At 61.5% G+C, this 15133-nt stretch carries 12 protein-coding genes; 7 read left to right on the top strand and 5 right to left on the bottom strand.

Annotated features, from left to right (window positions below):
• Positions 1-18: 18 nt before the first annotated feature.
• The gene (cysS, locus tag MF4836_RS31345; protein ID WP_078473599.1) at positions 19-1401 is read left to right on the top strand and encodes a cysteine--tRNA ligase; all 1383 of its coding nucleotides are present in this window, start codon (positions 19-21) and stop codon (positions 1399-1401) included.
• Positions 1402-1474: 73 nt separating this feature from the next.
• On the opposite strand, the gene MF4836_RS31340 is transcribed toward cysS, so the two are convergent.
• A complete protein-coding gene (locus tag MF4836_RS31340) occupies positions 1475-3313 on the bottom strand; it encodes a sigma-54-dependent Fis family transcriptional regulator (protein WP_078473598.1) in 1839 nt (612 codons plus the stop codon).
• 317 nt (positions 3314-3630) lie between these two features.
• Here MF4836_RS31340 and MF4836_RS31335 point away from each other — a divergent pair, with 317 nt between their 5' ends.
• The 6 genes from MF4836_RS31335 to MF4836_RS31310 are packed head-to-tail and all read left to right on the top strand — an operon-like array spanning position 3631 to position 9569.
• The gene (locus MF4836_RS31335) at positions 3631-4725 is read left to right on the top strand and encodes an ABC transporter ATP-binding protein (RefSeq protein WP_078473597.1); all 1095 of its coding nucleotides are present in this window, start codon (positions 3631-3633) and stop codon (positions 4723-4725) included.
• The gene (locus MF4836_RS31330; protein ID WP_078473596.1) at positions 4725-5822 is read left to right on the top strand and encodes an ABC transporter ATP-binding protein; all 1098 of its coding nucleotides are present in this window, start codon (positions 4725-4727) and stop codon (positions 5820-5822) included. Before MF4836_RS31335 ends, MF4836_RS31330 begins: the two co-directional genes overlap by 1 nt.
• Positions 5819-6685: a carbohydrate ABC transporter permease gene (locus MF4836_RS31325; RefSeq protein WP_020296758.1), complete on the top strand. Its 867-nt coding sequence runs from the start codon at positions 5819-5821 to the stop codon at positions 6683-6685. Before MF4836_RS31330 ends, MF4836_RS31325 begins: the two co-directional genes overlap by 4 nt.
• A 14-nt stretch (positions 6686-6699) precedes the next feature.
• Positions 6700-7494, top strand: coding sequence for a carbohydrate ABC transporter permease (locus MF4836_RS31320; RefSeq protein ID WP_020296757.1), 795 nt, complete (start codon positions 6700-6702; stop codon positions 7492-7494).
• A gap of 10 nt (positions 7495-7504) precedes the next feature.
• Positions 7505-7777, top strand: a complete 273-nt coding sequence (locus MF4836_RS31315; protein ID WP_078473595.1) for a DUF2160 domain-containing protein — start codon at positions 7505-7507, stop codon at positions 7775-7777.
• Between the two features lie 49 nt (positions 7778-7826).
• Positions 7827-9569 carry an ABC transporter substrate-binding protein gene (locus MF4836_RS31310; protein WP_020296755.1) on the top strand — a complete coding sequence of 581 codons (1743 nt, stop codon included), beginning with the start codon at positions 7827-7829 and terminating at the stop codon, positions 9567-9569.
• Between the two features lie 356 nt (positions 9570-9925).
• Here the strand turns inward: MF4836_RS31310 and nuoN are convergent, their stop codons facing one another.
• From nuoN to nuoK, 4 genes are read right to left on the bottom strand one after another with little or no spacing between them, the layout of a single operon-like run.
• Positions 9926-11389, bottom strand: coding sequence for an NADH-quinone oxidoreductase subunit NuoN (gene nuoN, locus MF4836_RS31305; RefSeq protein WP_078473594.1), 1464 nt, complete (start codon positions 11387-11389; stop codon positions 9926-9928).
• Between the two features lie 7 nt (positions 11390-11396).
• A complete protein-coding gene (gene nuoM, locus MF4836_RS31300; RefSeq protein WP_078473593.1) occupies positions 11397-12929 on the bottom strand; it encodes an NADH-quinone oxidoreductase subunit M in 1533 nt (510 codons plus the stop codon).
• Positions 12930-12968: 39 nt separating this feature from the next.
• Complete coding sequence (nuoL, locus tag MF4836_RS31295) at positions 12969-14822, bottom strand: NADH-quinone oxidoreductase subunit L (RefSeq protein WP_078473592.1); 1854 nt, start codon at positions 14820-14822, stop codon at positions 12969-12971.
• Complete coding sequence (gene nuoK / locus MF4836_RS31290) at positions 14819-15127, bottom strand: NADH-quinone oxidoreductase subunit NuoK (RefSeq protein WP_020296751.1); 309 nt, start codon at positions 15125-15127, stop codon at positions 14819-14821. The genes nuoL and nuoK overlap by 4 nt, the downstream gene beginning before the upstream one ends.
• Positions 15128-15133: the final 6 nt, after the last annotated feature.

Genomic DNA, 15133 nt, shown 5'->3' with positions numbered 1-15133 from the left:
TTCAGTCAAGGAATTAAAGTGCTAACGATCTACAACACGCTCACCAAGAGCAAAGAAGTCTTCAAGCCGCTGGATGGCAACAAAGTGCGCATGTACGTGTGCGGCATGACCGTGTACGACTACTGCCACATCGGCCACGGCCGCAGCATGGTTGCCTTTGACCTGGTGACCCGCTGGTTGCGTTTCAGCGGTTATGACCTGACCTATGTGCGCAACATCACCGACATCGAAGACAAGATCATCAATCGCGCGCGGGAGAACGGCGAGCCGTTCGACGCGCTGACCGAGCGCATGATCACCGCGATGCACGAGGACGAGGCGCGCCTCAATATCCTCAAGCCGGACCTGGAGCCCCGTGCCACGGATCACATTCCGGGCATGCTGAGCATGATCCAGACCCTGATCGACAAGGGCTACGCCTACGCTCCGGGCAATGGCGACGTGTACTACCGCGTCGCCAAGTTCATGGGCTACGGCAAGCTGTCGCGCAAGAAGATCGAAGACCTGCGCATCGGCGCGCGGATTGAAGTCGACGAGTCGAAACAGGACCCGCTGGACTTCGTGCTGTGGAAAGGCACCAAGCCGGGCGAGCCAAGCTGGCCATCGCCGTGGGGCGACGGCCGTCCGGGCTGGCACATCGAATGCTCGGTGATGTCGACCTGCTGCCTGGGCGAGACTTTCGACATTCATGGCGGCGGCAGCGATCTTGAGTTCCCGCACCATGAAAACGAAATCGCCCAGAGCGAAGCGGCCACCGGCAAGACCTACGCCAACGCGTGGATGCATTGCGGGATGATTCGCATCAATGGCGAGAAGATGTCCAAGTCCTTGAACAACTTCTTCACCATTCGTGACGTGCTGGCCAAGTACCACCCGGAAGTCGTGCGTTACCTGCTGGTGTCGAGCCATTACCGCAGCGCGATCAACTACTCGGAAGACAACCTCAAGGACGCCAAAGGTGCCCTGGAGCGTTTCTACCACGCGCTCAAAGGCCTGCCGAAAGTGGCCCCGGCCGGTGGCGAAGCTTTTGTCGAACGCTTCACCCAGGTGATGAACGACGACTTCGGTACCCCCGAAGCCTGCGCCGTGTTGTTCGAGATGGTGCGCGAGATCAATCGTCTGCGTGAGAGCGATCTCAATGCCGCGGCGGGTCTGGCGGCGCGTTTGCAAGAGCTGGCCAGTGTGCTCGGCGTGCTGCAACTGGAAGCCGATGACTTCCTGCAGGCCGGCGCCGAAGGTCGGGTCGATGCGGCTGAGGTCGAAGCGCTGATCCAGGCTCGCCTGCAGGCCCGTGCCGACAAGAACTGGGCGGAATCCGACCGTATCCGCGACCAGATCACCGCCATGGGCGTGGTGCTGGAAGACGGCAAGGGCGGGACCACCTGGCGTCTGGCTGACTGATTGCAGTAACGGCTACAAACAAAACCCGCCTGGTGCGGGTTTTTGTTTGCCTGCGGTCTTGTCATCGCCGCGCTCAGCCCTGTAGCTGGCGCAGCCGCTTGTAGAGGGTGTTGCGGCTTACCCCCAGGCGCCGGGCCAGGTGGGAGATGTTACCGCCCACGGCCTGGAGCATCTGGTTCAAGTCCTCGGCGTCATGCCCATCCACCGTCGGCGTCTCGACCGCTTCCATCTCCAGGTCGACAAAGAAGTCATCCGGCAAATGCTCTGAGCGCACCGGTTGTTCCTCGGCCATGGCCAGGGCCACCTGCATCACGCTGCTGACCTGGCGCAAGTTGCCGGGCCAGGGGTGGCGTTCGAACAGGGCTTGTACCTCGCGGCTGAGCCCGGCCCATTGGCTGGGTTCACGCTGCTGTTCCCAGATTTTCTGGAACAGCGCCGCTTTGTCGCTGCGTTCGCGCAGGGGCGGCAGTTCCAGGGTCAGGCCGCCGATGCGGTAATACAGGTCTTCCCTGAAGCGGCCGAGCTGCACTTGTTCGCGCAGGGAGCGGTTGGTGGCGGAGATGATCCGGATATCCACCGCGAACAGCTCGCTGCTGCCCACCGGCTGCACGCAGCGCTCCTGCAGCACCCGCAGCAGGCGCGCCTGGGTCGGCAGCGGCATATCGCCGATCTCATCGAGAAACAGCGTGCCTCTGTCGGCCTTGCGAATCAGCCCGATGCTGCCTTTGAGGCTGGCCCCGGTGAACGCACCTTTTTCATAGCCGAACAGCTCGGACTCCACCAGTTCGGCGGGGATCGCCGCGCAGTTCACCGCAATCAATGCCTGTTTGCTGCGTGAGCTGGCCTGGTGCAGGGCTTTGACAAACACTTCCTTGCCGACCCCGGTTTCACCGTGGATCAGCAGCGGGATGTCTTTTTCCAGCAGGCGCTCGGCCTGGCGCACGGCTTTTTCAACCCGGCTGTCGCCAAAGTGCAGGGAGTTGAGGCTGAGGGCCGACCTCGGGGCAGGGGTGGGGGCGGCGCTGGGTTGGGCAAATACCCGGGCCTGGACCGGCCTGTGCTGGGGCCGTTTCAGCAGGCAATGGAAGCGATTGCGCCCGGCGGCTTGCAGGGCGAAGGGCTGGCCTTCGGGCTGGTTGAGCAGTTCCAGCAACGACACCTGGAACAGGCTGTCGATGGCCACACGCGACAGGCTGATCCCCAGCAGGTTGTCGGCGCGCCGGTTGGCCGAGAGTACCTGGCCGCTGTCGTCGAAGATCAGCAGCCCGGCCCATTGGCTGTCGAGGTTGTTCAGCCCGGTGTTGAAGGTCAGCTGGAAGTGCCGGCCGTGGAACAGATTGAGGATCAGCCGGTTCTCCACCGTCTGGCTCATCATCTTGACCATGCCCAAGGTGTGGGAGGGCGGCAGGTAGCTGTCACTGGACACGTCCAGCACCGCGATCACCCGGCGCTCGGTGTCGAAGATCGGTGCGGCGGAGCCGGTCATGAAGCGGTTGGCCTTGAGGAAATGCTCGTCGTGTTCGATGTGCACCGCCTGCTCGCAGGCCAGGGCAGTGCCAATGGCGTTGGTGCCGGTGCGGTCTTCCCGCCAACTGACGCCGGTATTGAAGCCGTGGGCCAGGCGTGGCTCGATAAAGCGCTGGGTGCCCCAGGAGGTGAGGACCTGGCCCTGATTGTCGGCGAGCATGATCAGGCAATTGGAGTTGCTGAGGATATTCTCGTAATAGGGCAGCACTTCCTGGTGCGTGGTCTGCACCAGGGAATGCTGGCTTTCGAGCAGTTGCGCGATGCGCTCGGCGGGCAGTTGATCGAACACTGGGGGGCTTTGGTGATCGAGGCCGAACGCGCGGCAGCGCCGCCAGGAGTCCTTGATGATGGTGTCATGGGGCAACAGCGGGGCAGGAGCGCTCATGGCCGTGGGTCTCTTATTATTTTTCTTATTGAAGACAGCGTGTCGGGCTTGCTGGCGCCGCAGGCGGTGGCCGCAGCACAAGCCTTGGGTTGCAGAAAGCGTCTATCCAGTGTTGTTCACAATTGTTCATTGTCAACCGCGTAGCTGTTCAAGTGTTCAGCCTGAGCTGTTCATTTCTGTTCAGCAGTGAAAATGCGGTCGGCCCTTATTTGTGCAAAGCCCAGCCTTATCAATGGCTTGCTGCAACCCCAGGTGATTGGCACGAAACTCGCTCTGCTGTCCCGGTCGCTTGACTCCAATAATAAAAAGGCCGAGCCATGTCACTCACACTGGAGCACGTCAGCCGTGTCGTCGAAGGCCAGACCTGGATCGATGACGCCAGCCTCAGCTTCCAACCCGGATCCTTCAATGTACTGCTCGGCCGCACACTGTCCGGCAAGACCAGCCTGATGCGGCTGATGGCCGGCCTGGACAAGCCTGACAGTGGCCGCATCCTGATGAACGGGGTCGACGTGACCCAGCGCCCGGTGCGCCTGCGCAATGTGTCGATGGTCTATCAGCAGTTCATCAACTACCCGACCATGACCGTGTTCGAGAACATCGCTTCGCCGCTGCGCCAGGCCGGGGTCTCGGCCGAGCAGATTCGCAGCAAGGTGCTGGAGACCGCGCAGATGCTGCGCATCGAGAAGTTCCTGCAGCGCTACCCCCTGGAGTTGTCGGGCGGCCAGCAGCAGCGCACGGCCATGGCCAGGGCGCTGGTCAAGGATGCCGACCTGATCCTGTTCGACGAACCCCTGGTCAACCTCGACTACAAGCTGCGCGAAGAATTGCGCCAGGAAATGCGCGAGTTGTTCAAGGCGCGCCATACCATTGCCATCTACGCCACCACCGAGCCCAACGAAGCCCTGGCCCTGGGCGGCACCACCACCATCCTCCACGAGGGCCGAGTGGTGCAGAGCGGCCAGACCGCCGAGGTTTACCATCAGCCGCAGACGGTGCTGGCCGCCGAGTTGTTCTCCGAGCCGCCGATCAACCTGATGCCTGGGCGCATCACCGGCAATGAAGTGAGTTTCGCCAACTTTGTGCATTTCCCGCTGAACGTCGATTTGCGCCCGGTGGGCGAGGGCGAGTTCCGTTTCGGCGTGCGCCCCAGCCATATCTCCCTGGTGCCGAGCAATGACGATGACCTGGAGTTGGCGGTGACCGTCGAGGTGGCGGAAATCAGCGGCTCCGAGACCTTCCTCCATGTGCGCAACGAGCACTTCCTGCTGGTGCTGCATTTGCCCGGGGTGCACGAGTACGACGTCGATGCGCCGATCCGTATTTACATCCCGACCCACAAGCTGTTTGTGTTCGATGCCCAGGGCCGTCTGGTCCAGGCTCCCAGTCGTCGTGTCGCGAGGGTTGCCTGATGGCCGAGATCCGCTTGCACAACCTTGCCCACAGCTACAGCCGGACCCCGGCCGGGCCTGAAGACTACGCGATCCGCGAGATGAACCATGTCTGGGAGCAGGGCGGGGCCTATGCCTTGCTGGGGCCGTCCGGCTGCGGCAAGTCGACCTTGCTCAATATCATTTCCGGGTTGCTCAGCCCGTCCGAGGGCCAGGTGCTGTTCGATGCCAAGGTGGTCAATCAGCTGACCCCGGAAAAACGCAACATCGCCCAGGTTTTCCAGTTTCCGGTGGTCTACGACACCATGACGGTGTTCGACAACCTGGCCTTCCCCCTGCGTAACCAGGGCGTGGCCGAGGCCAGGATCCACAGCAAGGTCCAGGAGATCGCCGAAGTCCTGGATCTGCAGGCCCTGCTGGATAAAAAGGCGCGCAACCTCACTGCCGACGAGAAGCAGAAGGTCTCCATGGGCCGTGGCCTGGTGCGCGATGACGTATCGGCGATCCTGTTCGATGAGCCGCTGACGGTGATCGACCCGCACTTGAAGTGGAAACTGCGGCGCAAGCTCAAGCAGATCCACGAGCAATTCAACATCACCATGGTCTACGTGACCCACGACCAACTTGAAGCCTCGACCTTCGCCGACAAGATCGCCGTGATGTACGGCGGGCAGATCGTGCAATTCGGCACGCCCCGGGAGTTGTTCGAGCGACCCAGCCATACGTTTGTCGGTTACTTCATTGGCAGCCCCGGGATGAACCTGATCCAGGTCCAGCCGCAACCTGGGGGCGTCGGTTTCGCCAGCACTCACCTGGCGCTGTCCGAGGCCCAGCAGCAACGCATCGCCGAGTCGCAATGGACCACCCTCAAGATCGGCATCCGCCCGGAATTCGTCCATGTGTGGGACGAGCCGTTTGATGACGCGTTGCAGGCCGCTGTCGTACATGTCGAAGACCTCGGCACCTACAAGATCATGACCCTCAAGCTCGATGGCCAGCCGCTCAAGGTGCGCCTGGCCGAAGACAAGCCCGTGCCTCAGGGCACTGCGTACATCAGTTTTCCGGCGCAGTGGCTGATGGTCTATGCCGACGATTACCTGTTGGAGGTGCTGCCATGAACAAGGTGCAGAACAACAAGGCCTGGTGGCTGGTGCTGCCGGTGTTCCTGCTGGTGGCCTTCAGTGCAGTGATCCCGATGATGACCGTGGTCAACTATTCGGTGCAGGACATCTTCGATCAGTCGAGCCGTTATTTTGTCGGTGCCGATTGGTACCGCCAGGTGCTGCTCGACCCGCGGCTGCATGACTCGCTGCTGCGCCAGTTCATCTATTCGGCGTGTGTGCTGCTGATCGAAATCCCCCTCGGTATCGGCATCGCCCTGACCATGCCGACCAAGGGCCGCTGGTCGTCGCTGGTGCTGATTATCCTGGCGATCCCGCTGCTGATCCCGTGGAACGTGGTGGGCACCATCTGGCAGATCTTTGGCCGCGCCGATATCGGCCTGCTGGGTTCGAGCCTCAATGCCATGGGCATCAGCTACAACTACGCGGCCAACACCATGGACGCCTGGGTCACGGTGCTGGTGATGGACGTCTGGCACTGGACCTCCCTGGTGGCGCTGCTGTGTTATTCGGGACTACGGGCGATCCCGGATGTGTACTACCAGGCGGCACGGATCGATCGGGCCTCGAGCTGGGCGGTATTCCGACATATCCAACTGCCCAAGCTCAAGAGTGTGCTGTTGATCGCGGTGATGCTGCGCTTTATGGACAGCTTCATGATCTACACCGAGCCGTTCGTGCTCACCGGCGGCGGTCCGGGGAATGCCACCACCTTCCTCAGTCAGACCCTGACCCAAATGGCTGTGGGCCAATTCGACCTTGGCCCGGCGGCAGCGTTCTCGCTGGTGTACTTCCTCATCATCCTGTTGGTGTCCTGGCTGTTCTACACCGCCATGACCCACTCCGACGCCAACCGTTGAGGCCTGGTACTCCCATGAAGAAGGTCATTCCTCTGCTGGTCTACATCCTGTTCCTGCTGGTGCCGATCTACTGGCTGCTGAACATGTCCTTCAAGAGCAACAGCGAAATCCTCGGCGGCCTGACGTTGTTTCCCCAGGATTTCACTCTGGCCAACTATAAGGTGATCTTTACCGATCCCAGCTGGTACAGCGGTTACCTCAATTCGCTGTACTACGTGAGCCTGAATACGGTGATCTCCCTCAGCGTGGCGCTGCCGGCGGCGTATGCGTTTTCCCGCTATCGGTTCCTTGGCGACAAGCATCTGTTCTTCTGGCTGCTGACCAACCGCATGGCGCCGCCGGCGGTGTTCCTGCTGCCGTTTTTCCAGCTGTATTCCTCCATCGGCTTGTTCGACACCCATATTGCGGTGGCGCTGGCCCACTGCCTGTTCAACGTGCCGTTGGCGGTGTGGATCCTCGAGGGATTTATGTCAGGGGTGCCCAAGGAAATCGACGAAACCGCCTACATCGATGGCTACGGTTTTCCCAAGTTCTTCATCAAGATCTTCATCCCGCTGATTGGCTCGGGGATCGGCGTCACGGCGTTTTTCTGCTTTATGTTTTCCTGGGTCGAGCTGTTGCTGGCGCGCACCCTGACTTCGGTGAATGCCAAGCCGATCGCTGCGGTCATGACCCGCACGGTGTCGGCTTCAGGCATCGACTGGGGGGTGCTGGCGGCGGCCGGGGTACTGACCATCCTGCCGGGCATGCTGGTGATCTGGTTTGTTCGCAACCACGTGGCCAAGGGCTTTGCCCTGGGCCGGGTCTGAGGAACTGATGATGGAATGGATGGCCTGGACCACGCCCACGGCGGCGTTCTTTGTCGCGGTCGCCTTGATCCTGACCGGCATGACCACCTGGGAGTTGCGCTCGCCCAGCATCCCGCGACGGGGCTTGTTACCGATTGCCACCACCCGTGGCGATCGGCTGTTTATCGGTCTTCTCGGCAGTGCCTACCTGCACCTGATGGTGATTGGCCTGACCGACTGGAGCATTTGGGTGGCGTCCGCGCTGTCCCTGGTGTGGCTGTTGGCTGTGATGCGTTGGGGTTAGCTGTGTGGTGTTCGGCGACCCCGCTCCGAAATTTAACCAGGAGGTCTCTATGTTCGACAAAAACAATAAGCTGCGACATAGCGTTTCATTGGCAGCCATGCTGGCTCTCAGCGGGTTGAGCGCTACGGCCTGGGCCGACGCCTATGAAGACGCGGCGAAGAAATGGATAGGCAGCGAATTCAAGCCATCCACCTTGAGCGAAGCCCAGCAGCTGGAAGAGCTGAAGTGGTTCATCAAGGCCGCCGAGCCGTTTCGTGGCATGAAAATCAACGTGGTCTCGGAAACCCTGACCACCCACGAGTACGAGTCCAAGGTGCTGGCCAAGGCCTTCAGCGAAATCACCGGGATCAAGTTGACCCACGATTTGCTGCAAGAAGGCGATGTGGTGGAAAAACTCCAGACCCAGATGCAGTCCGACAAAAATATCTACGATGGCTGGGTTAACGATTCGGACCTGATCGGCACGCACTTTCGCTATGGCAAGACCGAATCCATCACCGACCTGATGGCCAATGAAGGCAAGAACTTCACCTCGCCGACCCTGGATATCAAGGACTTTATCGGCATCTCCTTTACCACCGCGCCAGACGGCAAAATCTACCAACTGCCGGACCAGCAGTTCGCCAACCTCTACTGGTTCCGCGCCGACTGGTTCGAGCGCGCCGACCTGAAAGCCAAGTTCAAGGAGAAATACGGCTACGAGCTGGGGGTGCCGGTCAACTGGTCGGCTTATGAAGACATCGCTAAGTTCTTCACCGAGGACGTTAAGGAGATCGACGGCAAGCGGGTTTACGGCCACATGGACTACGGCAAGAAGGACCCATCCCTGGGCTGGCGCTTCACCGATGCCTGGTTCTCCATGGCCGGTGGCGGCGACAAGGGCCTGCCCAACGGCTTGCCGGTGGACGAGTGGGGGATTCGCGTCGAGGACTGCCACCCGGTGGGCTCCAGCGTGACCCGTGGCGGCGACACCAACGGCCCGGCGGCGGTGTTCGCCACGCAGAAGTACGTCGACTGGCTCAAGGCCTACGCACCACCGGAAGCGGCCGGCATGACGTTCTCCGAATCCGGGCCGGTGCCGTCCCAGGGCAATATCGCCCAGCAGATCTTCTGGTACACCGCTTTCACCGCCGACATGACCAAGCCGGGTCTGGCGGTGATGAACGCCGACGGCACGCCGAAATGGCGCATGGCACCTTCACCGCGCGGGCCCTACTGGGAAGAGGGCATGAAGCTGGGTTATCAGGACGTGGGCTCCTGGACCTTCATGAAGTCCACCCCCGAGAAACAGAAACTCGCGGCCTGGCTCTATGCACAGTTCGTGACCTCGAAAACCGTGTCGCTGAAGAAAACCATCGTCGGCCTGACGCCGATCCGCGAATCGGACATCAACTCCCAAGCCATGACCGACCTGGCGCCGAAGCTCGGTGGCCTGGTGGAGTTCTATCGCAGCCCGGCCCGGGTGCAATGGACCCCGACCGGGACCAACGTGCCGGACTACCCTCGCCTGGCGCAGTTGTGGTGGAGCCATATTTCGGAAGCCGCCAGCGGCGAGAAAACCCCGCAACAAGCCCTCGATGGCCTGGCCAAGGACCAGGACGCGATCATGACCCGGCTTGAGCGCTCGAAAGTTCAGCCGGTGTGCGGGCCGAAAATGAACCCTGAGCGCGACGCGCAATACTGGTTCGATCAACCCGGCGCGCCAAAACCGAAACTGGCAAACGAAAAGCCCAAGGGCGAGACCGTGAGCTACAACGAGCTGATCAAGTCGTGGGAGGCGGCGCGCAAGTAACAGCTACCGATTGCGACAGGGGCGGCACCTTCGGGTGCCGTTTTTCTGTGTGGCGTTTGCCTGTCGTGCCCCATGGCTTGGCACTGCCGGGCTGGCCTTTGCCGCCTTGATGTTCATCAGCCGGGGCGTCGAGGCCTTCCAGCCGCTCGGAGAATCTTTGCCGTTTCATCAACCACCCCCACTCGGTTTATTAGCCTGTGGCTCAACCTTACTGCCTGGGCCTGATATGGGCTGTCAGGCAGGTTGGCAAAGGTTGAAGGGCTTTTCTGTAAATGCCGGGTAAGAAGGGCAGGGTCTCAATGCAGAATGGCGCCCGAAGGCGCCGTTCTGTTGTACTGCAGTTCGCCCTTGAGCGATCAGCCCGCGAGGCCTGCCTGCTGGACCAGGGTCAGCAGCGGTTGCGGGTAGACGCCGAGGAAGAACGCCAGGAGGGCGATGGCCAGCAGCATCACGCCGCCTGCCTTTTGCTCCCAGTGCAATTGCGCATCGTGGCGACGCAGGTTCGGCTCGATCAGGTACAGGGTGACCATCACGCGCAGGTAGTAGAAGACGCCGATGGCGCTGCCCAGTACCAGGGAACCCACCAGCCACCACTGGTGCGACTCGACACCGGTGGCAATGATGTAGAACTTGCCGATAAAGCCTGCGGTGAGCGGGATACCGGCCAGGGACAGCATCATCACGGTCAGTACGGCGGTCAGGTACGGACGGCGCCAGAACAGGCCGCGGTATTCGTACAGGGCGTCTGCGTCGCGGCCTTTGTAAGGCGAGGACATCAGGGTGATCACGCCGAATGCACCGAGGCTGGTGATGACGTAGGTGACCAGGTACACGCCGATGGCTTCCAGGGCCAGGCCCTTGCTCGCCACCAGGGCGATCAGCAGGTAACCGAAGTGGGCGATGGACGAGTAACCCAGCAGACGCTTGAGGTTGCTCTGGGTCAGTGCCAGCAGGTTACCGAACAGGATCGACGCCACGGCGATCACGCTGAGCACGGTGCTCAGCACGCCGCTGCTGGCCGCTGGCGAGATCTGGAACAGACGCACCATCACTGCGAACACCGCCACCTTGGAAGCGGTGGCCAGGAACGCCGCCACCGGTGCCGGAGCACCTTCGTAGACGTCCGGGGTCCAGAGGTGGAACGGCACCAGCGACAGTTTGAACGCCAGGCCGATCAGCATCATGCCCAGGCCCAACTGAGCCAGGGAACTTGGCAGGCCGGTGGCCGCGATGGCCTGGCCGATCCCGACGAAGCTCAGGCTGCCGGCATCGGCGTAGAGCATGGCCATGCCGAACAGCAGGAACGCGGAACCGGCGGCCGACAGCACCATGTACTTGATGCCGGCTTCCAGGGAACGCTTGTTGAAGAAGGCATAGGCCACCAGGCCGTAGACCGGTACCGACAGCAGTTCCAGGCCAATGAACAAGCCAGCCAGGTGCTGCGCGCTGACCAGGACCAGGCCACCGGCGGCGGCCATCAGGATCAGCAGGTACAGCTCTTCACGGTTGCCCGGGTAACCGGTACCGCCATCGCCGAGGTAGGCGTGAGCGAGGGTGACACAGGCCAGGGTGGTGACCAGGATCAACGCCATGTACAGGCAGGCGAACGAGTCGATCTGCAGCAGTGGGGTCACGGCCAGTGGCGCGACTTTCAAGGCTGGGAGGATCGACAGCAAGGCCAGGTTCAGACCGGCCACGGAGATCAGGAAGGTCTGCGAGTGGTTGCGGCGCCATGCGATCGCCAGCATCACCACGATGATCGTGGCGCTGGTGATCAACAACGGCGCTAGCGCGATAAAGTGTTGAATCGTGAATTCCATAGCGCTCTTACCGTGCCGAAGCGAGTTGAGTGAAGGCGGTACCGAGCCATTGCTGCACGCCATGCATCGTGGCGGCAGAGGTATCGAGGAACGGTTGCGGGTAGACGCCGATGTAGATCAGCAACACCGCAAGGCCGAGCACCATGATCAGTTCGCGAGCATCCATGCCATGCAGGACCGCGTCCGACTTGGACGGGCCGAAGTAGGCGCGGTGGATCATGATCAGCGAGTAGACCGAACCGAACACCAGGCCCGAGGTGGCAATCGCCGTGATCCATGGCGCGGCGACAAAGGTGCCGATCAGGATCAGGAACTCGCCGACGAAGTTGCCAGTGCCCGGCAAGCCCAGGGAAGCGGCGGCAAAGAACAGGCTGACGGCCGGCAGGTAGGCGATCTTCGACCACAGGCCACCCATTTCACGCATGTCGCGGGTGTGAGTGCGCTCGTACAACTGGCCGCTGAGGATAAACAGCGCGGCTGCCGAAACACCGTGGGCCAGCATCTGGATCACTGCGCCTTGCAGGGCGAGCTGGCTGCCGGAGTAGATCCCGATCAGCACGAAGCCCATGTGCGAAACGCTGGAGAAGGCGATCAAACGCTTGATGTCGGTCTGGGCGAAGGCCAGGAATGCACCGTAGAAAATCCCGATCAGACCCAGGGTCATGGCGATGGGAGCGAACTCGGCCGAGGCGTTCGGGAACAGCGGCAGGGCAAAGCGCAGCAGACCATAGGCAGCGGTCTTCAGCAGGATGCCCGCCAGGTCCACGGAACCGGCGGTTGGCGCCTGGGCGTGAGCATCAGGCAGCCAGGAGTGGAACGGCACCACCGGCAGCTTCACCGCGAAAGCGATGAAGAAACCGAGCATCAGGATGTACTCGGTGGTCAACGACATCTTGGTTTTCAACAGGTCGGCGTAGTTGAAGGTAATCACGCCGGTGTTGTTGAAGTTGACCAGGACCAGACCGAGGATCGCCACCAACATGATCAGGCCGGAGGCCTGGGTGAAGATGAAGAACTTGGTCGCCGCATAAATACGGGTCTTTTTGCCGTCCGAAGAACTGTGACCCCAGAGCGCGATGAGGAAGTACATCGGCACCAGCATCATTTCCCAGAAGAAGAAGAACATGAACAGGTCGAGGGCGAGGAACACGCCGACCACGCCGCCCAGGATCCACATCAGGTTCAGGTGGAAGAAACCCACGTGACGCTGAATCTCTTTCCAGGAGCAGAGTACCGAGAGGATACCCAGCAGGCCGGTCAGCAGGATCATCAGCAGCGACAGGCCGTCCAGCGCCAGGTGCACGCTGATGCCGAAGCGCTGGATCCAGATGTGCTTGAACTCAAGCGCCCAGGTCGGATCGGCGCCCGGCGCCGGTGCAAATGAATAGTCACCATGGGCCCACAGCCAGAGGCCGAGAGCGAGTTCCAGGGTCATGGTCAACAGCGCAATCCAGCGGGGGAGGGTGGCGCCGAAGCGCTCACCCATCCAGCACAGCAGGCCGCCGATGAAGGGGATCAGGATTAGCCAAGGCAGAATCATGACGGGCTCAATTCCTTTCGCAAGTTCGCAAGGTTCATGTCAGACCGCTACCAGCACGATGGCGCCGATAACCAGCACGGCACCAGCAGCCATCGAGGCGGCATACCAACGCAGTTGACCGGTTTCGGTACGGCTCAGGGCGTTGTGTCCGCCTTTGGCCATACGCGGGATCAAACCGATGGTCTGGTCGAGCGGGTCTTTGCGCAGTACGTGGCTGATGGCCAGATACGGCTTGACGAACAGTTTGTCGTAGATCCAGTCGAAGCCCCAGGCGGCGAACCACCAGGCCGAGAGCAGACGCCCGATGCCGCTGTTGGCGATGGCGGTCACAAAGCGACGCTTGCCAAGGAACAACAGGGCTGCCAGCAGGATACCGGCCAGGGCGATGGCGCCCGAAGCGATTTCCAGGCTGTGCTTGGCTTCGCCGCCGGCATGGCCAACGCTCTGTGGCAGCACGCCGTGCAGCGGCGGAACGATCATCGCGCCAATGGCGGTGGACAATACGATCAGCACCGACAGTGGCAGCCAGTGAGCGATGCCGTGACCGGCGTGGGCTTCGGTCTTCGCTTCACCGTGGAACGCGATGAAGATCAGGCGGAAGGTATACAGCGAAGTCATGAACGCACCGACCAGACCGGCGTACAGCAGGCCATGGTTGCCGCTGGCGAAGGCTTCCCAGAGGATCTCGTCCTTGGAGTAGAAGCCCGCGGTCACCAGAGGCAGGGCCGCCAGGGCCGCGCCGCCGACGATGAAGCTGGCGTAGGCCAACGGCAGTTTCTTCCACAGGCCGCCCATCTTGAAGATGTTCTGCTCGTGGTGGCAGGCAACGATCACCGCACCGGAAGCAAGGAACAGCAGGGCCTTGAAGAAGGCGTGGGTCATCAAGTGGAAGATCGCGCCGTCCCAGGCGCCGACGCCCAGGGCCAGGAACATGTAGCCGATCTGGCTCATGGTCGAGTAGGCGAGGATCCGCTTGATGTCCGTCTGTACCAGCGCGGCAAAGCCGGCCAGGACCAGGGTCACGCCGCCGACCAGGCCCACCAGGTGCAGGATCTCCGGCGCCAGGGTGAACAGGCCGTGGGTACGGGCGATCAGGTAGACACCTGCGGTGACCATGGTCGCGGCGTGGATCAGTGCCGATACCGGGGTCGGGCCGGCCATCGCGTCCGCCAGCCAGGTCTGCAATGGCAGCTGCGCGGATTTACCGACAGCGCCGCCCAGCAGCATCAGGGTCGCCAGGGTGATCCAGAAGTCGCCGGCCTGGAATTTCTGCGGTGCCAGCACCAGCAGTTCCTGGATGTTCAGCGTGCCCACCTGTTGGAACAGGATGAACAGGCCGATGGCCATGAACACGTCGCCGATACGGGTGACGATAAAGGCCTTGAGTGCCGCGTTACCGTTGTTGCGGTTGCTGTAGTAGAAACCGATCAACAGGTAGGAGCACAGGCCCACGCCTTCCCAGCCGAAGTACAGGAACAACAGGTTATCGCCCAGGACCAGGAACAGCATGCTGGCGATAAACAGGTTGGTGTAGGCGAAGAAGCGCGAGTAACCGGCTTCGCCGCGCATGTACCAGGACGCGAACAGGTGGATCAGAAAGCCAACACCGACCACAACGCCCAGCATGGTGATCGACAGGCCGTCGATGTACAGGGCGAAGTTAGGGGTGAAGTTTTCCACCGCCATCCACTGCCACAGCACCAGGGTGTAGTGGCCAGCCTCGGGCGGAGCGACGTTGAATTGCCAGATCACATAGGCCGCCACGATGGCCGAGAGGCCAATGGAGCCGACGCCGATCAGGGCGGCGAGGTTTTCCGAGAAGCGTCCACGGGAGAACGACAGCAGCAGGAAACCGATCAGGGGGAATACGAAAGTCAGAAAGATAAGGTTCATCCGCGCATCTCACTGGCAGCGTCGATATCGAGCGTATGGAAGCGGCGGTACAGCTGCAGCAGGATTGCCAGGCCAATACTGGCCTCGGCGGCTGCAAGGCTGATCACCAGGATGAACATGATCTGTCCATCCGGCTGCGCCCAACGGGCACCGGCCACGATGAACGCCAGGGCAGCGGCGTTCATCATGATTTCCAGGCTCATCAACACGAAGAGAATGTTACGGCGCACCATCAGGCCGACCAGGCCCAGGCAGAACAGGATCCCGGCGACTGCCAGGCCATGTTCCAGCGGGATAGAACCCATAGAGAT

This window comes from Pseudomonas sp. MF4836 (assembly GCF_002018875.1).
GTDB lineage: Bacteria > Pseudomonadota > Gammaproteobacteria > Pseudomonadales > Pseudomonadaceae > Aquipseudomonas.
The sequence above is the reverse complement of the archived record's forward strand: the minus strand, read 5'-3'. Positions and strand labels throughout refer to the sequence as shown.